Source organism: Candidatus Thiosymbion oneisti, from assembly GCF_004359955.1.
Lineage (GTDB): Bacteria > Pseudomonadota > Gammaproteobacteria > Chromatiales > Chromatiaceae > Thiosymbion > Thiosymbion oneisti.
The window spans coordinates 19702-37995 of record NZ_SMSC01000019.1 but is presented as its reverse complement, the minus strand read 5'-3'; the positions used below and the strand labels follow the sequence as shown (position 1 = coordinate 37995).

At 61.7% G+C, this 18294-nt stretch carries 14 protein-coding genes; 9 read left to right on the top strand and 5 right to left on the bottom strand.

Annotated features, from left to right (window positions below; genetic code table 11):
* The first annotated feature begins 461 nt into the window (after positions 1–461).
* From E1958_RS12320 to E1958_RS12300, 5 genes are all read left to right on the top strand, one after another.
* Positions 462–3332: a 2-oxoglutarate dehydrogenase E1 component gene (locus tag E1958_RS12320; protein ID WP_089723934.1), complete on the top strand. Its 2871-nt coding sequence runs from the start codon at positions 462–464 to the stop codon at positions 3330–3332.
* Positions 3329–4606: a 2-oxoglutarate dehydrogenase complex dihydrolipoyllysine-residue succinyltransferase gene (gene odhB, locus E1958_RS12315; RefSeq protein WP_133512141.1), complete on the top strand. Its 1278-nt coding sequence runs from the start codon at positions 3329–3331 to the stop codon at positions 4604–4606. The genes E1958_RS12320 and odhB overlap by 4 nt, the downstream gene beginning before the upstream one ends.
* Positions 4607–5986: 1380 nt before the next feature.
* The gene (locus E1958_RS12310; RefSeq protein WP_165742277.1) at positions 5987–7471 is read left to right on the top strand and encodes an SAM-dependent methyltransferase; all 1485 of its coding nucleotides are present in this window, start codon (positions 5987–5989) and stop codon (positions 7469–7471) included.
* 4 nt (positions 7472–7475) lie between these two features.
* Positions 7476–8963: a sensor histidine kinase gene (locus E1958_RS12305; RefSeq protein ID WP_133512139.1), complete on the top strand. Its 1488-nt coding sequence runs from the start codon at positions 7476–7478 to the stop codon at positions 8961–8963.
* Between the two features lie 103 nt (positions 8964–9066).
* Positions 9067–9504, top strand: a complete 438-nt coding sequence (locus tag E1958_RS12300; protein WP_133512138.1) for a hypothetical protein — start codon at positions 9067–9069, stop codon at positions 9502–9504.
* A gap of 793 nt (positions 9505–10297) precedes the next feature.
* On the opposite strand, the gene E1958_RS12295 is transcribed toward E1958_RS12300, so the two are convergent.
* The 3 genes from E1958_RS12295 to grxC form a co-directional block, all read right to left on the bottom strand.
* Positions 10298–10756, bottom strand: coding sequence for a hypothetical protein (locus tag E1958_RS12295; protein ID WP_133512137.1), 459 nt, complete (start codon positions 10754–10756; stop codon positions 10298–10300).
* A gap of 554 nt (positions 10757–11310) precedes the next feature.
* A complete protein-coding gene (locus E1958_RS12290; protein ID WP_133512136.1) occupies positions 11311–11721 on the bottom strand; it encodes an RNA-binding S4 domain-containing protein in 411 nt (136 codons plus the stop codon).
* The gene (gene grxC / locus E1958_RS12285) at positions 11718–11972 is read right to left on the bottom strand and encodes a glutaredoxin 3 (protein ID WP_089723738.1); all 255 of its coding nucleotides are present in this window, start codon (positions 11970–11972) and stop codon (positions 11718–11720) included. The genes E1958_RS12290 and grxC overlap by 4 nt, the downstream gene beginning before the upstream one ends.
* 933 nt (positions 11973–12905) lie before the next feature.
* Between grxC and ftsE the strand changes: the two genes are divergently transcribed.
* The 3 genes from ftsE (at position 12906) to rpoH (ending at position 15688) form a co-directional block, all read left to right on the top strand.
* Positions 12906–13574, top strand: a complete 669-nt coding sequence (ftsE, locus tag E1958_RS12280) for a cell division ATP-binding protein FtsE (RefSeq protein WP_089723740.1) — start codon at positions 12906–12908, stop codon at positions 13572–13574.
* Between the two features lie 73 nt (positions 13575–13647).
* The gene (ftsX, locus tag E1958_RS12275) at positions 13648–14550 is read left to right on the top strand and encodes a permease-like cell division protein FtsX (RefSeq protein ID WP_243448520.1); all 903 of its coding nucleotides are present in this window, start codon (positions 13648–13650) and stop codon (positions 14548–14550) included.
* A gap of 298 nt (positions 14551–14848) precedes the next feature.
* Positions 14849–15688, top strand: coding sequence for an RNA polymerase sigma factor RpoH (gene rpoH, locus E1958_RS12270; RefSeq protein WP_133512134.1), 840 nt, complete (start codon positions 14849–14851; stop codon positions 15686–15688).
* 182 nt (positions 15689–15870) lie between these two features.
* On the opposite strand, the gene E1958_RS12265 is transcribed toward rpoH, so the two are convergent.
* Positions 15871–16140, bottom strand: a complete 270-nt coding sequence (locus E1958_RS12265) for a hypothetical protein (protein WP_207787917.1) — start codon at positions 16138–16140, stop codon at positions 15871–15873.
* Positions 16141–16451: 311 nt separating this feature from the next.
* Between E1958_RS12265 and E1958_RS12260 the strand changes: the two genes are divergently transcribed.
* Positions 16452–17261 carry a L,D-transpeptidase gene (locus E1958_RS12260; RefSeq protein WP_133512133.1) on the top strand — a complete coding sequence of 270 codons (810 nt, stop codon included), beginning with the start codon at positions 16452–16454 and terminating at the stop codon, positions 17259–17261.
* Between the two features lie 11 nt (positions 17262–17272).
* Here E1958_RS12260 and E1958_RS12255 read toward each other — a convergent pair whose 3' ends face one another.
* Complete coding sequence (locus E1958_RS12255; protein ID WP_133512132.1) at positions 17273–18076, bottom strand: hypothetical protein; 804 nt, start codon at positions 18074–18076, stop codon at positions 17273–17275.
* Positions 18077–18294: the final 218 nt, after the last annotated feature.

The following is an 18294-nucleotide window of genomic DNA, read 5'->3' as shown; positions in this document are numbered from 1 at the left end:
ATCTCTCTGGCTCCTACGCTCCAGCGTGGGAGCAAATCCCAACGCTCCAGCGTTGACAGGTGACCCGTGTAACGCCGGCCAGGCTTGTGGCGGGATGCGCTGCGCTTGCCTGCCCTACGGTCCTCGACCGAACACCCAAGCACGCGCCTGACCCGCCCTACGGTCCTCCCCCTACTGCGAGTGCGGGGAGGCTTGGGTTTGAGCCGTGTTTTCCTATAGGAAAAACCGGCTTTCCCCCTAGGGTCCTGTGGTTTGATTTTGAACCACAGAGAACACAGAGAATTGACGGGTTCCCTTCTCAGTGTCCGCTGTGTTCTCTGTGGTTTAATAAGGCATGTCTTCGGGAAGCTGTATAGGCCTTCGCTCCGTCTAAAGTCATTTCCCGCTATTTTCCCCTATCTCTTTGCTATAATTAAGACTTTATTACATGCTGGCCCCGCGTTACCGCCGCATCTGCCGTCATGAGTGCCCTGCTCGAGCTGTTCCGCGCCTCCACCGCCCTGTACGGCGGTAATGCCGCCTTTATCGAGGATCTCTACGAACGTTATCTGCAGGACCCGGAGGGCGTGGATCTCGCGTGGCGGGTGCGCTTCGATGCCATGCGTCCGGAGGCGGCCGACGAGGTCCCCGCCCCCGAAATTCCCCATGGACCCGTGCGCCGGAATTTCCTGCGCCTGGCCCAGGAGAGCCGCGGGCGGGCGCTGGCGCGCTCCACCGAGCGCCTGGAGCCGGCGGCGGCGGAGCAGCAGGCGGCGGTCCTGCGGTTGATCAACGGCTACCGTTTCCGGGGTCACCAGATCGCCGATCTGGACCCCTTGCGGTTGCGCGAGCCCCCCGCGATCCCGGATCTGGACCCGGCCTATCATCGGCTGGAGGCAGCGGATCTGGATCAGGTCTTCCACACCGGCTCCCTGTATGCCCCGGACCGCATGCGGCTGCGGGATATCATCGCTCTGCTCCGGGAGATCTACTGTCGGACGGTCGGCTCGGAGTACATGCATATCACCGGTACCAAAGAGAAGCGCTGGCTCCAGAAGCGTCTCGAGGGCGGCCGGGCGCAGCCCGAGCTCGACGCCGCCGCCCGGCGTTGGCTATTGACCATGCTCACCGCCGCCGAAGGCATCGAGAAATATCTGCACGCCCGCTACGTGGGCCAGAAGCGGTTCTCCCTGGAGGGCGGGGAGGCCCTGATCCCGTTGCTGGATGCGCTTATCCAACGCGCCGGCCGCAAGGGGATCAAGGAGATCGTGATCGGCATGGCCCACCGCGGTCGGCTCAATGTGCTCACCAACATCTTGGGCAAACCGCCCCAGGATATCTTCGACGAGTTCGAGGGCCGCCCCCTGCCCGACTGGCAGGAGCTGGCCGGGGATGTCAAATATCACCTGGGCTTCGCCACCGATGTGGATACGCCGGGCGGGGCCGTGCATCTGGCCCTGGGGTTCAACCCATCGCACCTGGAGATCATCGACCCGGTGATCGAGGGCTCGGTGCGGGCCCGCCAGCGCCGCCGCCGGGACTCCGCCGGCGAGCAGGTGTTGCCCCTGTTGATCCACGGCGACTCGGCCTTCGCCGGCCAAGGGGTGATCATGGAGACCCTCAACCTGTCCCAGACCCGGGGCTTTGCCACCGGCGGCAGCATCCATGTGGTGGTCAACAACCAGATCGGCTTTACCACCAGCAACCCGCTGGATACCCGCTCGACCTTCCATTGCACCGATGTGGCCAAGATGGTCCAGGCCCCGGTCTTCCACGTCAACGGCGACGACCCGGAGGCGGTGGTCTTCGTCACCCGGCTGGCGCTGGACTTCCGCAACGCGTTTCATAAGGATGTGATCATCGACCTGATCTGCTACCGCCGCTTGGGTCACAACGAAGCGGACGAGCCGGCGGTCACCCAGCCCATGATGTATAAGAAGATCCGCGCCCACCCCACCCCCCGCGCCCGGTACGCGGACCGCCTGGCGGACGCCGGCATCCTATCCAGGGAGGAGGCGGTGGCTATGATCGAGGACTACCGGACCTCGATCGAGCAGGGGGTGGTGGTCGCCCGGCCGGTCATGTGCGGGCTCGACAATGCCTACCGGGTGAACTGGAAGGACTGCCGGATCGTACCCTGGGACCATCCCACAGACACCGGGGTCGCGCGTGAGCAGCTCCAGGCGCTGGCGGAACGCATGCTCGCGGTGCCCCCGCAGTTCGAGCTCCATCCCCGGGTGTCCAAGCTTTGGAACGAGCGCCGCAAGATGGCCAACGGGGCCCAACTGGTGGACTGGGGCTTTGCCGAGAACCTGGCCTACGCGACCCTGGTCGATGCCGGCTTCCCGGTCCGCCTGTCCGGGCAGGACTGTGGCCGCGGCACCTTCTTTCACCGCCACGCGGTCATCCACGATCAGGCCACCGGCAATAGCTACACCCCGCTGCAGCATCTGGGCGCGCATCAGGGTGATTTCATCGCCATCGACTCCATCCTGTCGGAGGAGGCGGTGCTCGGCTACGAGTACGGCTATGCTACCGCCGAGCCTAACGCCCTGACCCTGTGGGAGGCCCAGTTCGGCGACTTCGCCAACGTCGCCCAGGTGGTCATCGACCAGTTCATCACCTCCGCCGGCACCAAGTGGGATCTGTGCTGTTCCCTGGTGATGCTGTTGCCCCACGGCATGGAAGGCCAGGGGGCCGAGCACTCCTCCGCCCGTCTGGAACGCTTCCTGCAGCTGTGCGCCGAGTCCAACATCCAGGTCTGCGTCCCGACCAGTCCGGCCCAGATGTTCCACCTCCTGCGGCGCCAGATGCTGCGCGGTTATCGCAAGCCGCTGATCGTCATGACGCCTAAGAGCCTGCTGCGTCACCGGCTGGCTACCTCCAGTCTGGACGAGCTGGCGGAAGGCCGCTTTCGGCCGGTGATCGGCGAGCTGGACCCCATGGATCCCGCCCAGGTGGTGCGTATCATCCTGTGCAGCGGCAAGGTCTACTATGATCTGTTGGAGGCCCGTCGTACCCGTGGGATCGGCGATACCGCCATCCTGCGTATCGAGCAGCTCTACCCCTTCCCGACCGAGTTGCTGCGGGAGGCCATCGCGCCCTATGCCGCCGCCGGGCAGCTCATCTGGTGCCAGGAGGAGCCCCAGAACCAGGGCGCCTGGGACCAGATCAAGCACCGTTTCGTCCCCCTCCGGCCGCAAGGGGGGCAGATCTTCTATGTGGGGCGTCCCACGTCGGCCGCCCCTGCCGTGGGTCTGCGCGCAGTCCACGTCGAGCAGCAGGAGCAGCTGATCGACGAGGCCCTCACCGGCCGCATCAACCCGAGCATGAATCGCAGGATCCCCGTATGAGCACTGAAGTGCGCGTCCCCGCCCTGCCCGAATCCATTGCCGACGCCACGGTGCTGGCCTGGTACAAGCAGCCGGGCGAGACGGTGCGCAGAGAAGAAAATCTGGTCGACCTGGAGACGGATAAGGTGGTGCTGGAGGTCCCTGCCCCCATCGCCGGCGTACTCGGGGAGATCAAGGTAGCGGCGGGCGAGACCGTCCAGGCCGATACCCTGTTGGCCCTAATCGAAGCAGGCGCCGAAGCAGGCGCCGAAGCAGACGCCAAAGCAGGCATCGAAACAGGCGCCGTCACGGAGCCGGCGTCTTCCCCGGCAGCGGCGGAAGCGGCGGCAGCGGCGACACCGACGGAGCCGGTGCTCGCCCCAGCCGCCCGGCGGCTGGTCAAGGCGCTGCATCTGGACCCTGCGGAAATCCCCGGCAGCGGCAAGGATGGACGGGTGCAGAAAGCAGACGTGACGGCCTTCCTGGATGCCCAAAAGCGGGAACAGGCCCAGGCCCAACCGCCCACCGAGCCGGATGCGACCGCCCCTGCCCCCCTCTCCACGGCAGACCAGCCGCGCCTCACCGGCGAGGCCGGGCGGCCGGAGCAACGGGTCCCCATGACGCGGCTGCGCGCCCGGGTCGCCGAGCGCCTGGTCCAGGCCCAGCAGACGGCCGCCATCCTTACGACCTTTAACGAGGTGGACTTAAGCGCCGTGATCGCGCTGCGCAAGCGCTACCAGGACCAGTTCGAGAAGACCCACGGCGTGCGCTTAGGCTTTATGTCCTTCTTCGTCAAGGCCGTGGTGGAGGCCCTGCAGCGCTTCCCGGTCATGAACGCCTCCGTGGACGGGAAGGACATCATCTACCACGGCTACTACGACATCGGCATGGCGGTGAGCTCCCCCCGCGGCCTGGTGGTCCCCATCCTGCGCAACTGCGACCGGCTCACCATGGCCGACATCGAGCAGGGCATCCTGGAATTCGGCCGCAAGGCCAAAGACGGCACCCTGAGCTACGAGGAACTCACCGGCGGCACCTTCTCCATCACCAACGGCGGCGTCTTCGGCTCCCTGCTCTCCACCCCCATCCTCAATCCGCCCCAGAGCGCCATTTTGGGCCTGCACAGGATCCAGGACCGCCCCATGGCGGCACAGGGTGAGCTGGTGATCCGACCCATGATGTATCTGGCCCTGTCCTACGACCACCGCCTCATCGACGGCCGCGACGCCGTGCAGTTCCTGGTCACCATCAAGGACACCCTGGAAGACCCGGCGCGGCTGTTGTTGAGGATTTGAGAGGGAGTAATGCTCTCGAGTAATTTGCACCAGCCGGTGTTGTTTACGATACCATTCCAATGAATTTCGATCAGGAGCGGCCTGTGGGACAGTCCGTAGGATGGGCAAAGCAAGCGTCCGGCAAGATGGTCCAAGGTTTAGATCGTCCCGCACAGGTTCCCGAACCGCGGCAGCGCGGTAGGGTGTAGCAAGCGCAGCGTGCCCATCAATCCCTAGCCGGATTTGATGGGCACGCTTCGCTTTGTGCATCCTACAAACAGTCGCGGCTCGGGAACCGCCGTGGCATGATCAAACCTTTAAGGACCCTTGCCGAACGCTTGCTTTGCCCATCCTACGCGGCTCACACCCAGTAAGCACGCGTAGGGCGGATAAGCCTGCCCCATCCGCCGTATGTTAGCCACCTCGGTCGGGTGGCGGCCAGGCTCCTTCCTGTGTCGGCACGGGGCCTGACTTGACCTACGGGCTCACGTTGGGTGTAGGATGCGGTGAGCGTGGCAGGTCTTACCGGGTGGCACTGCGAGGAGACGCGAACCGCATCGGTGATGCGATGAGTATGGCAGGTCTTACAGGGCAGGGTAGTGGTTAACATTTAAGTGTAACATGGCTAATAACAGTGTGTTGGGCACACCGCCGTCCCTGGCGGCTTTGCCCAACCTACGAGCTGCACCCCCGCTCCCACCGAGGGGGTCGCAAAAGCCCCTCTCCCGCCGGGAGAGAGCCTGCCCCGAGCGCAGCGAGGGGGCGATGCCGAGTATGACCGGCTTTGAGTTCGGCACTTCGGTTAACAACCAGTCTTGGGCCTGCGAGACTGGTGAGGTCCGTACCCACGGCGCGCACTCCAGTCCAATGCCGTCGAGTTAAGCGTCACCGGCACCGTTTGTGATCGAAACCCCTCTCCCGGCAGGAGAGGGGCCTTTGCGACACCCTCCCACCGGGAGAGGGGCTTTGGGGCTTAACTCAACGGCATTGGTGTTTGATCTCCACCCCTGCCGTCTCTCGCATCCCGACTAGTACCCCGTTTCAGCAAAATTTTCGGTAAAACCAGTCTCTGTCATCTCGACCGAAGGGAGAGATCTGTGACGATGAGACAACCACAGAGTCACAAGATCCCTCCTTCGTCGGGACAAGGATTTCTCGCTTCGCTCGAAATGACAACCAGCAAAATTGGATGAAACCTGGTACTAGAGCCATCCCACATCATGGACATCCGGCTGTGCCAAAATGCACGGACCACGCCGGCGATTCGTCTCGAGTCGCGGGCCCAACCCCCAAGGGTGAGCAACCGGGAGTCGGCATCCCGCCCGTGCTCCCGGTACGGAGGGCTGCATGGCTGAAGCTTCACTTAAACAATCCGTTGTAAGGCCCGAAACTCCCCCTGTAATGCCTCAAGACACGCGTAAACAGCCGGGCCGAGGGGGGGCGGCCGCATCCATCGGCAGCGCCGGTCACCCGGCAAGGGACCTCTATTTCAGTCCCAAATTCCTGCTGTACTCCATCGATGCCTGGGAGCACGATCGGGATCAACGCTTCGACCTTGCCGCCTTGACGGACTCCTTTCGTGAATCCGTCCCGGTGCTGGACTTTCTGGACTGGGAGATTACCGCCATCGAGCGCGGGTATGCCCAGACCCAGCTCCCCCTGACCCCCAATGCGTCGAATCAATACATTACCCACCAGGCGGCCTTGATGCTGCTTGCCGCCGACTACACCGGCGGCCTGGCCTTGGCCTCCCTCCTGCATCTGGTCCCCATCATTGGATTTTGGCCGTCCGTGGATGACAATGCGGGCTATATGTGGGGAGCCAAGGCCGTGATCCGCTGGCACGTCCCCAGTTGCCACAACCTGATCTGCAAGGCCCGCATCGACAAGCCGAGGTGGGAGGGCTTGGCGAGACGATTCACCAACAGCCGGAAGCTGGTAGCCACGATCCCGGTGGAGATGTTTAATGGCGACCAGTTGGTGGCGGAGGCCGATTTCACCTATTGGGTGCAAGACCTCGCGGGTATGAAGCGGCATGCCTTTGACCAGGGGCAGACCGATCTGCTTTATAAGCACAAGACCAAGACCACCGCCAAGCTGATTGTGGGCCTGCGCGCCCTGGAGCAGGAGCGACCGGTGGCCGAGCGGCGCTTCGACGACCCCTATGCCTTTATGCTGGCGGGCAAGCAGGGCATTACCCTGGCCAGACGCTTCGGCATGGGCACGCCGCAACTGCAACATCTGGTGGCGGGCAGGACCCGGCACCTAGACCGGAACGTCACGGAATTCGCACGGGAGTTCACGCAGAAACAGGCCAGCTTCAATGTGGTCAATATCGGCGCCGGTTATGACAGCCGCTTTTGGCGCTTGAAGTTCGAAGGGGCCACCGTCTATGACCTGGATCTGCCGGTGATGCTGAATGAACGCCGGCGGATCTTTGATTACACCAGGGATCGGCAGATCCATAATCTCGAGATCGACCTGGAGACCCAGGCGATCGATGCGGTCTTGTCAGCCAGCGGTCGTTTTGATTCCAGTGTCCCTACCTACTTCATCTGGGAGGGCGGCTCCATGTATTTTCGCGACCGGCATATCGACCGCATCTTCGGTGCCATCACCAGGGTTATGGCACCCGGTTCCCGATTTTGGTTCGATTATGTGTCCAAGGCGATCATCGAGGGGACCACCGGCATCCGCGAGGCAGAGAATTTCATTCAGACAATGCGGAAGCTGGGGGAACCCTTTGTCACCGGGTTCGATGACATGGGCCCGCTGGCAAGGCGATATCATCTCGAAATAAAGGAAGACGCCGCTGCCGGATCCGTCTTGGGTATCGGGGAGGCGATCTATAACCACTATCGCTTTTGTATCTTGGGGAGGGGCTAGCACCATGGCCTTCATAGGTTCCGTCATTGTCGCTTGGTTCACCAGATCGATCGAGTTTCTCCGCCGGGATTATGCACGCAACCAGATCACGCTGGAGTTTGCCAGATATGTCGGCTGGTGGGCCCATCCGCTCTATTATCTGATCTGGACGGCCATTCTGCCCCAACCCTATGAATCCGCCTGGTTGCGCTTCGCCTCGGGCATCAGCTTTATCCCGTTTATCTTCTATAAACACTACCCGGTAAGATTCCAGCCCTGGTTGAATCTCTGTTGGTATCTGTGGTTGACCTTTACCCTGCCTGTCATCTTCACCTTCCTGATGCTGATGAATGACCTGTCCGGGATGTGGCTGGTCTGTCAGACCATGATGTTTCTCGTGTTCGTAATATTTGTTCCCAATCTTTTCCTGATGACGTTCTTCCTGGTCGCGGGCATGGCGATCGGGTATCTGGGCTTTGTGTGGACCACCGGCAGCCACCTGGTCCTGACCACCGAGATCATCGAATACATGCTCCCAATCCCCATGGCGATGCTGTGCGCGATACTGTTCAATTTTACGAAAAAGCGAGGAGAGGTCGCCCTAGAGAAAAACCAGGCATTGCAATCCTTGGCTGGCGGTATCGCCCATGAGATGCGCAATCCGCTGGGACAGCTCCGCCACAGCCTCAATAGTATCCAAAACCAACTGCCGGTCTATCACCCGGAGCGACCGACCGCGGCCCTGGATGAGACGTCCCTCGAACGCATCTATCAGGGGGTTGGTCACGGCCAGATGGCGGTCAAACGCGGGATCCAGATCATCGATATGATCCTGGACGAGATCCGAGAGCGGCCGATCGATTCCGATCGCTTCGTCTATCTCTCGGCCGCCCGCACCACCCACAAGGCGCTCGACGAGTATGGCTATGACTCCGCGGGCGAACGCGGGCGGGTCCATTTGGAGGCGCAGGAGGATTTCAGCTTCCGCATCGACGAGACCCTGTATATCTTCGTCCTCTTCAACCTGATGAAGAACGCCCTCTATTATTTCAGACACCGCGGCGAGGGCGAGATCCGGATCCGGCTGGCGTGCGGGGACGCGCATAACCGGGTGTACTTTCGCGACACCGGCCCCGGCATCCCCAAACCGGACCTGGCGCGGCTCTTCTATCGCTTCTTTACCGCCGGCAAAGCAGGGTGGACCGGCCTCGGCTGCCTACTGCAAACGGGTGGATGCATTCCTCGGCGGCGAGCATTACCTGTGATTCGGTCCTGGGGAATACACCGAGTTCACCCTCAGCTTTGGCGGTGGTGGAGAGAACCTGGCCGCCGACGAGGCCTGATCATCGCCGCGGCCCGGCCTGCGGTGCCTGCGGTAAGCGCCTGGTGGTCGATGACGAGTCCTCTCCACCGCGCGGTGGTGCAACAACAGCTCGCGCCCCTTGGAGGTGGTGTGATCGACGAGGTAAGGACGGTCGCCAGGCCATCGAGCTGGCGCGCACTAACCCTATGACCTGGATCCCCGCTGGATCTCAACATGCCGGTCGCGAACGGCTAGCGAGGCGCCGCTGAGCGCTCCTCGATGGGGCGAGGCCTGGGGAACAGGCACCGACGCGGTGGCGGCTATCCCCATCGTCGCCCACACCGCCGAGCTGCCCTACATCGCCCGCGGCAAGACGCGGGTGCGTCGGGATGCGGGAGTTGGTCGCTCGCCGCAGCCAGGCCGAGCTGATCCGCGCCCGCGTCCGGTCCTGGAGGCCGGTCCGAATCCGGGGGTTACCTTTGCTGACACCGGTGGATTGCCGGTGCTGCTGGTGGACGACTCGGCCCCTCAACCGCGACCTGGGCTGGCACTCAGTCTGACCAACGCCGGCCTGGCGGTGGACAAGCCGTCGACGGGGCCGGAGGCCTGGGATCCGCTGCAGGTGCAGGCGCATGTCTGCTCATTAATACCCATCGCCGAAAAGCTGGATTTGCCTGGCACTGACCCGTCGTGGGTCCGGGTAATTCAGCTTCGGACGCTGGCTGCGCCGACTGCCGATTATCGCCTTTAGCGGTGCCGAAGAGGAAGCGGACGTTAAGGCGGCCGGGGTGGATGCCTATCGGCTCGTTAATCGACCATCGAGGCTACTGGCGACCATCGGCGTTGTTGACCGGACGCCCCAGCCTGCGTCTGACGCGTCCCCGTCAAATTCAAGTGGACTACCTGCCGCCACCCGCGTTCGACCTCGGTCTCGCCGCCAGGCTCGGGGTGTCGCTGGCGAAAATGGCGGAGTTCTTCGCGGTCTTCCGGGCTGAATCCTCGAGACATCCTGGCCATCCTGCGCCAGGCCCTGAGTGCGGACGAGGGATACGGCTGTGGCTGCTTTGACGCGCAGGCGCACAAGCTCGCTGGTCCGCTGCCGCCTTATGCGCCGAACGTCCGGGCGGCCGCCGAGGCCCTGGAGAATAAAGGTGTCGTGATTTATCGGACCGGAAGCCCCGAGGACCTGACGACAGACCTGGTCCTGGCCCCCCGGAGGCCTGCTCGCGGCCTGAAGCGGGTGGAGACGTGTAGGGCGCAGGGCCAGCCCACCGAACACCTGATCGCGCGCGGTAGCCCAGGTAGGTCGGGTAAGACGCGCCTGCTGCGAAGCTGCTGCCATTAGCCGCGGTGATTGGCGCGTCAAATTGACACCGGGTGGTTGAAGCGTCGGGTACGGGCCCGGTGGTGAGTTGTTACGAAGCAGGCTGGCTTCTGGCGGCACCGCCAGTTGGCCGAGTTGGGGATCGCGAACCAGTCACACGGTAGTGGTGGGCACAGCCCACCCTACCGGTTCCGTTCATCGAGCCGCGACTTAATTTGACTCAACGCGGACGGCGCAGCCGCCGGCGTCCCTGGTAGGCGGCAATCTGGCGGATGATGGGCTGGTAGGGGAGAGCAGCCAAGGTATGGAAGTGGTCCAGTGCTGCCGCGATGATGCCGTGGATGTCCTCGATGGTTTCCGGGATCGGCGCGTCGGGCATCGCGACGGCGTGCAGTCCACGCAGGCCGCCGACCTGGACCCGCATGGCCTTGGCATGGGGCAGGGCCGCGTCCTCGTCCGTGGCCTTTAAGGCGAAGCGGGCCTGCCGGCGCAAGAGCTCGAGCAGCTCCAGACACCGGGCCTGGGCCGCGTCGGAGCCGCAGTTGATCCCCTCGCGCTCGGCGATGCAAAAGCGCCGTCCGCGGCTGCATCCGCAGTTGTTGGTCAGGATGCTCTTCTCGAATGGGCAGAAGCGCTCGTTGATGGCGCGGTAGGTCTTACGGAATACCTCGTTATCCATGTCCGCCGGTGCCTAGTACATCATTTCGCTTGATAGTACATAAATACGCCGCCATTCAACGCCAGAGACACAGCAGGGCGGGCGCGTATAAATTTCTTTTTGATTAACAAGTTACTACCAGCCGTGTCGATTGGGCAAAGCTGGGAGCGCCGGCATCCTGCCGGCTCGTAGGTTGGGCAAAGCCGGATCAGGGACGATCCGGCGTGCCCAACATCAACATTTCGTTGGGCACGGCGCACCGTCCAAAGATGCGGTTCGCTGCGCTCACCATATCTTACGGCCCTTGCCCAACCTACAAGATCATGTTTTCGGGAGGATTTATACGCGCTCGCCCTGAGAGACACAGAGGACCCAGAGAGTACACCGAGGAATTTTTCTTCAGACCCGGCGAGCATGGCGAAAGCATGCAGGAAATGCTCTGATTTCTCTGTGCCTCTGTGGTGAAACGAAAAGGCCCGGTAAGCAGTGACAAGTCAGGATTCACACCACTGACGGCAAATCGATTGCGACCGATTTGCGTTCATTTGCGGCAAAAAGGAATTTGCCGTACCGGATTAGTCATCCGCTTTGCGGGTAAAGCGTTGGATCAGCCGCCGCTCCCGCTTGTTGGGGCGGCCCCTGGCCCCCGGTGCGGCAGCACCGCTCTCACGCCGCTCCTGCACCTGGGCCTGGCGACGTAGGCGGCTCGCTTCGCTCTCCTCATAAAGCAGAGCGGCCTCGGAGGCCGGACGGCGCTGCCGAGAGATGCCCTTGACCACCAAGTCCCATTGCAGGGAGCCCTTGTGAATGACCAGGTGTGTCCCCGCCTGGATCGCCTTTCCCGGTTTAGTGCGCTGGCCATTGATCTGGACCTTGCCCCCGTTGATGGCCTCCACCGCCTGTCGGCGTGTCTTGAAGAAGCGCGCGGCCCAGAGCCATTTATCGAGGCGAAGATCGGCGTCCCCGCCGGCGGTGTTTGCGCTCATCGTCCCAGCAGGGGGTCGAGCTCCCCGCGTGCCTCCAGGGCCGCCAGGTCGTCGAAGCCGCCGACGTGAAAGTCATCGATGAAGATCTGAGGGACCGTGTGGCGCCGGCTGCGTTCCATCATGATCCGCATTTGCTCCCGATCGGTGTCGATACGGATCTCGTCGAACTCGATGTCCTTGCGCTGAAGCAGGTGTTTGGCCCGGGTGCAGTAAGGGCAGATTCCGGTCGTGTAGATGATGACTTTAGGCACCTGTACTACCTGGTAACTTCGATAAAACGAGCTGCCGGACTGGACGCTATCGCTCATTATCACCGATTGCCTGCGGTGGGTATATGCGCTCAGGGAGAGTATGTATAAAGCTTCCCAGAAACATGGTCTTGACGGAACGGTTTTCCCGGCTTCCAGTCGCCAGCCACCAGCCGTAGCGGAATCATTAGGTCTTGGCTCTTTATGGATTCTGGACTGCCAACGATCATGGAAGGGTCCCACCGGACGTTTTGGAGTGCGGCGGCAACCTCACCCCGATGCTTACCGGAACCTACAGCGCCAGGCATAAGCGGGGGGTCGGCCAAGTGGCACGATCCTGCCGCCGCTTTGGATTTGGCGATGTATCCGTTCCCAGCAAAGGTGTTGCGGCCAGGGGAAAGCGCCGTCGCCGCGGCGCGGGTGGAACCTAAGTGCCCGGATTCCCGGCCAACGCCGCTGGTATCCCCCGTGGCTGAGGTTCGATGCGACCGCACCGCTTTGCCGGCGCACTCCAAAGCAGTCCGGAATCCATAAAGAGCCTAGGTCTTTTTCAGGGCACCTTGGAAAATTCAAGGCATTCATGTAAAATCAAGAACGTCCTACCATTTTTCAAGGCCCCTTTCAGAACCCATGTCAGTCCGGTACGGGCTGATCCGTGGCGATCTCGAAGTCGCGGATGCGGACATCGACCCGCTTACCGTCGGGGAAGGACATCTCTTTGTACAGTTGGATGTTCATGGTGCGTAATCGGTATACTCAGGATTTGGGGTGATGGGCGGGCCGGGTCAAACCCTGCCCACCTGCCCCGCGGCTCCCTTCGCGCGCTCCTCAACGCTCTCTCCGGCGAGCAGGCGTAACATCTCTCTGGCTTGCAGCAAAGGGTAGCTTCTTCTCGTGAGGGGGGCTGAACGGTTAGCCGCAATCGAAGTCAATCAGGTGATCCGCTTCGAACACGTCACGAAACGCTATCCGCAGCACGGGAATGCCCTCAGCGACCTGAGCTTCGAGCTCAAAGCCGGCGAAATGGCGTTTCTCACCGGCCACTCGGGTGCGGGCAAGAGCACCCTGTTGCGATTGATCGGTTTGATCGAACGCCCGACCCGGGGCCAGGTCATGGTCAACGGACGCAACCTGAGACACCTGCCCACACGCAAGATCCCCCTGCATCGCCGCGAGGTCGGGATGATCTTTCAGGACCACCGCCTGCTCGCGGATCGCACGGTATTCGACAATGTGGCCCTGCCCCTGGTTGCGGCCGGTTACCGGCACAAGGAGATCCGCCGCCGGGTACGTGCCGCCCTCGACCAGGTAGGTCTGCTGGGCAAGGAGCGGACCTTTCCGGTCACGCTGTCCGGCGGCGAGCAGCAACGGGTCGGCATTGCCCGGGCAGTTGTCGCCCGCCCGCCCCTGATCCTGGCCGACGAGCCGACGGGCAACCTGGACCCGGAGCTCTCGCGCGAGATCATGGGGTTGTTCGAGCGCCTCCATCGGGTCGGCATCACCCTCCTCATCGCCAGTCATGATCTGGCATTGATCGCGAGCCTGCCCTACCGGACCTTGACGCTGACCAACGGTTCGTTGGTGGGGGACACGGGCACCCGGTAACCTCATGCGCGCACATCGCCGCTCCGTCCACAGACGCGTTCGCGTCCACCCGTTTCACCTTCCGGCCACCTGGTTGAGCTACCACCTCCAGGTGGCATTGGGCAGCCTCGGGCGCCTGTTGCACAACCCGTGGGCGACAGGCATGACGGTTGCCGTAATCGCCATCGCCATCGCCTTGCCCGCGAGCCTGTACGCACTCACCCGGAACCTGAACCTGCTGAGCGAGTCCTGGGGCCAAACCACTGCCATCTCCCTGTTCCTGACCCCGGATACGGATATTGAGCAGGCACGGGCATTGGCGGTGGAGCTGAGGGCGCACCGCAATCTGGACCAAGTCACCCTCATCAGTCCAGATCAGGCGCTGTCGGAGCTCGGCGGTTACGACGGCTTCAGCGAGGCAGTCACCCAACTCGAAGAAAATCCGTTACCAGTGGTACTTGCGCTGCAACCGACGCCGGAGGTCCGGATACCCGAGGCCCTGGAACGCCTGGCCAAGGAAGTCGAAGCGCTGCCCCAGGCCGATTTTGCGCGTCTCGACACCCGCTGGGTACGTCGCTTTCAGGCCATCCTGAACGTGACGCAGCGCGGGGTCGTGCTGCTCGGCGGTGCACTGGCCCTAGCCGTCCTGCTGGTGGTCGGTAACACGATCCGCCTGGAGATCGAGAACCGCCGCAACGAGATCGAAATCATGGAATTGGTGGGGGCCACACCGGCGTTCATTCGTCGCCCCTTCCTTTACACCGGCGGCTGGTACGGGTTGTTCGGCGGGATCGGCGCCTGGTTGCTGGTAACCTTGGCGCTGGCCCTTATCCAGGGTCCGGTTTCCCGTCTCGCCGCGCTCTATCATACCCAGTTCCCGCTTGCTGGCCTGGAGGCGACCGCTTCGCTGACGATACTCGGCGGTAGTCTGGGTCTCGGTCTGCTCGGGAGTTGGGTCTCCGTCGGGCGTCACCTCAGCGCAGCGCAACCGCACTGAATCCCCACGTAGGTAGTGGTAAATTTTTAAATGGTTAGCATAGAGCAGTTCATTATGCCCCATTGCTTCATTTGATCCCCTCTCCCCGGCCCCTCGCTGCGCTCGGCGCAGGCTCTCTCCTGGGGGAGAGGGGGTGCAGCTTGTGGCGTGCCCAACCCCCTGCTAGTGGCGATGTTTCCATTTAGACCTTAACCACTACCCCTACATAAGCCCCATCCTGAACGCCAATTCGATATTGCCTGCGCACCTTTGCCGGTGCTAGTATATTTCTTATCGAAATACTCAGGTATAAGCCAAGATGACTACAGATATTGCAACCCTGCCGACAGGCAACATCGACGCCTATATCGGTGGCGCCTATCAGATACCCATCCTCACGGCAAACGAGGAACGCAGGCTCGCCGAGCAGCTACGTGACTATGGCGACATGGAGGCAGCACGGCGGTTGGTATTGTCCCATCTACGCTTCGTGATTCGAATCGCCCGCGGCTACCTCGGTTATGGCCTGCCGCTGCCGGATCTCATTCAAGAGGGCACGGTGGGTCTCATGAAAGCGGTCAGGCGCTTCGAGCCGGACATGGGCGTACGCTTGGTGTCCTTTGCCGTCCACTGGATCCGGGCCGAGATTCACGAGTACATCCTGCGCAATTGGCGGATCGTTAAGGTGGCCACCACCAAGGCCCAGCGCAAGCTGTTCTTTAATCTGCGCAGTGCCAAGAAGCGTCTGGGATGGTTCTCCCGAGAGGAGGTCGAGGGGGTCGCCGAGGATCTGGGCGTCAAACCGGAGACGGTGTTGGAAATGGAATCGCGACTGGCCAATCAGGACCTCGCCTTCGACGGCGACGATAGTGACGACGATGAAGGTCCGTCGGCACCAGCAGCCTATTTGCCGGATATGCGGATGGAGCCGGCAAGCACCATCGAGCGCGAAGACACCATGACGGATCGCCGCCGCCGTCTCTTGAGTGCGCTCAATGGCCTAGATAACAGGAGCAAAACGATCCTGGAGGCGCGCTGGCTGACCGAGAAGAAGCAGACCCTGCATGAGCTTGCACAGCAGTTCGGCGTTTCCGCCGAGCGCATCCGGCAAATAGAGAAAACCGCCATGAAGACGCTACGACTACAGCTGGAGGTCTGATGCCTTCTTTGCAACATAGGCAACCGCCAGCACGGGTCGACTCCTACCCCACATCCTGAAATGCCGGTAGTGGGAGACACGGAGTTCGATCGGTTTTCCGATTGATAGCGGGTTGATAGGGGGGAGGCATCCCTGCTCCCACACGGGTACCTTAGAAATTTCTCAAGCTACCCTCGAAAGAATTATTTGATGAGCTTCTTGACCAGGCCAACGACGGCTAACAGCACGCCGCCGCCCACACCGCCTCCGGCGACACTGGTGAGGATTCCGGCGAGGTCTAGGCCTCCGGCGGCCTCGGCACCTCCTACGCCCAACATACCCAGTAGCTGGCCACCGAGCCCACCACCGATGATGCCGGCGATCGAGTTACCGAGTGTCCCCAGCGAAAGGTTCTTAAACAGCCCTCCAGCGATGTTACCACCGACCGCTCCGCTGACAAGCTGGATAATCAATCCGGTCAATCCTTCCACGATGTATGCCCCTTTGTATTGATGAACAACGAAATTACCGGTCGCACATGGGTTAACGCGACGCCACTCTCGATACCGGAGACGTGCAGCGCGGCGAAAAATCCATGCGTGACAGGTATACTATGAATGAAAACCTACCGGGTCGCAACGGATAGGTGTGGCGAATGGTGCCAGACTTCGAATCTAAATAACCCATCGAGCCTGACGGTAAGACTCGAAGTGGCCCCCTCGTTACAACGCGATATCCTGGACATACACATAGGTGCGACAAGAAAAGGGGTTAGGTAGGGCGCATGAAAGACAAGGCTAAGCACTCGCGGACAACCAAGATTGCTCCGGGCCACCGCCACGCCACACAGGCGGTTTTGGTTCGTTGCCATGCATCGCAAGATGCGAGGGGTCCGTTCACCAAACAAACCAAACCCTTCGAACGGGATCCATTCCGCCGCCGCTCGTTGCTCCATTCGGCAATATACGCCCTTCTGACCGCATCTTCCCTGTCCCTCCTGGCATCCTGCGCTCAACTTCAGCTATCTCGGCCTCCGAAGGTTGTATCCACACCACCACCGAAGCCAAAGCCGAAGCCGGTAACACTCTATCAGTGGCAAGGGAATGGACGCAAAGTCTCCCGCATCGAGGTCGACCTCGACAAGCAAAAGGCCTTTTTCTACGCCGGACCTAATGAGATCGGCTGGGCGAGGGTAGCGGCCGGTGTGCGCTCGACTCCGACGCCGGTGGGAAAATTCAAGATCACCGAGAAGGTCGCGAAGAAGCGTTCGAATCGCTATGGGAAAATCTATGACAGCAAGGGTAATCTGGTCATTCGGAATGCCGCAACCAATATTGACACCATTCCGAGCGGGGGACGTTTCGAGGGTACGCCCATGCCCTTTTTCATGCGGTTGACCAACGGCGGCGTCGGTCTACATGGGGGGCCAATCCCCCGGGCGGGCCGACCAGCCTCTCACGGCTGCATCCGTCTACCCCCTAAGCTCGCCCCTATTCTGTATCAACACACGGCAATCGGAACCCCCGTACGCATCTTCGGCGGCCCCTCCGACAAGCGCTACTCCGGCACCTGGGTGCGAAGGCAGAGGACGTAAGAAAACAGGAGCTAAGGGCTGATCGGTTGCGGCGGGCTGATCGCACTCCCACTGCTCCCAGTGTCAAGTGCGGCGGCACCAACGGCACCGGCACCGACAATGCCCGCTACTATAGGTGCCGCAGCTATAGCAGGAGCAGGCGCTGCGCTAGGCGCAGCGAGTGCGGGTTCGGGCAGCAACGCGAGGGCCGCACAACATTCTTCGGCGTTAACGGTATAGGGCGATACCTCCTCCGTTACCTCGTAGTCACAACCGAAATAATACTCGACCATGGCGCTCGAGTCTTCCGAGGCCATCACACGATCCCCCCCCTTGAGCTCCATACCCACTACGCCGTCGATATACTGGGGTCCTCCCTTGTCCACCGTCACCTGGCCATCGAGGCGCCCGAACACAGCAATCGCGTCATGCCGCGAGTGCTTACTCGCATCGAGGCGTGCGTAACAATCGCACTGCTCCTTGTTCACAGAATAGTCTGCGCCCCCTTCCACCGTGTAGCGGCAACCCTCACGATACTCTATGACGGCGGTTCCGCCTTCGGCAACACTCACCCGATCACCCTCTTTCAGCGCTGCGCGGACAGACTGCACCTGCCCATCGACCTGCACCTTCCCCTCGACCCGCACCAGCTCAGCTGCCGCATCCTCGGTGACAGGTTCAGCCCCCGGATTTTCGGCAGCACTTCCAACCCCCTCAGCTACCGCCTTCTCGGCGACAGGCTCAGCCCCCGGACCTTCGGCAGCACTTCCAACCCCTAACACCAGGGTTAGGCCCATGCCGACGAGAAGGTGGGATGTGAAAATTCGTTTGAACATAAGCATTGCCTTAGCTCCTGACAAGCCGGTTAGTCAACTTTACTACATTATTGGTTAAGGTGTGGTTACCAACTTAGGGTTTAACCAAGGGTAGTGCTTATGTATGTAGTGATCGTGTAGTCTTCCCATCGAAGAGGGAAAAGGCTCAGTAGCACGCTCATCACTACACATTAGGCACTGCCCCCAACCTAACGGATCCACAAGATTTCACAAGGTTT

Bases quoted from the DNA above. Each gene is read 5' to 3' on its own strand.
- E1958_RS12255 (WP_133512132.1), bottom strand. From the start codon at position 18,076: ATGTTCAAACGAATTTTCACATCCCACCTTCTCGTCGGCATGGGCCTA.
- E1958_RS12260 (WP_133512133.1), top strand. From the start codon at position 16,452: ATGAAAGACAAGGCTAAGCACTCGCGGACAACCAAGATTGCTCCGGGC.
- rpoH (WP_133512134.1), top strand. From the start codon at position 14,849: ATGACTACAGATATTGCAACCCTGCCGACAGGCAACATCGACGCCTAT.
- E1958_RS12320 (WP_089723934.1), top strand. From the start codon at position 462: ATGAGTGCCCTGCTCGAGCTGTTCCGCGCCTCCACCGCCCTGTACGGC.
- E1958_RS12310 (WP_165742277.1), top strand. From the start codon at position 5,987: ATGCCTCAAGACACGCGTAAACAGCCGGGCCGAGGGGGGGCGGCCGCA.
- E1958_RS12295 (WP_133512137.1), bottom strand. From the start codon at position 10,756: ATGGATAACGAGGTATTCCGTAAGACCTACCGCGCCATCAACGAGCGC.
- E1958_RS12305 (WP_133512139.1), top strand. From the start codon at position 7,476: ATGGCCTTCATAGGTTCCGTCATTGTCGCTTGGTTCACCAGATCGATC.
- E1958_RS12290 (WP_133512136.1), bottom strand. From the start codon at position 11,721: ATGAGCGCAAACACCGCCGGCGGGGACGCCGATCTTCGCCTCGATAAA.
- odhB (WP_133512141.1), top strand. From the start codon at position 3,329: ATGAGCACTGAAGTGCGCGTCCCCGCCCTGCCCGAATCCATTGCCGAC.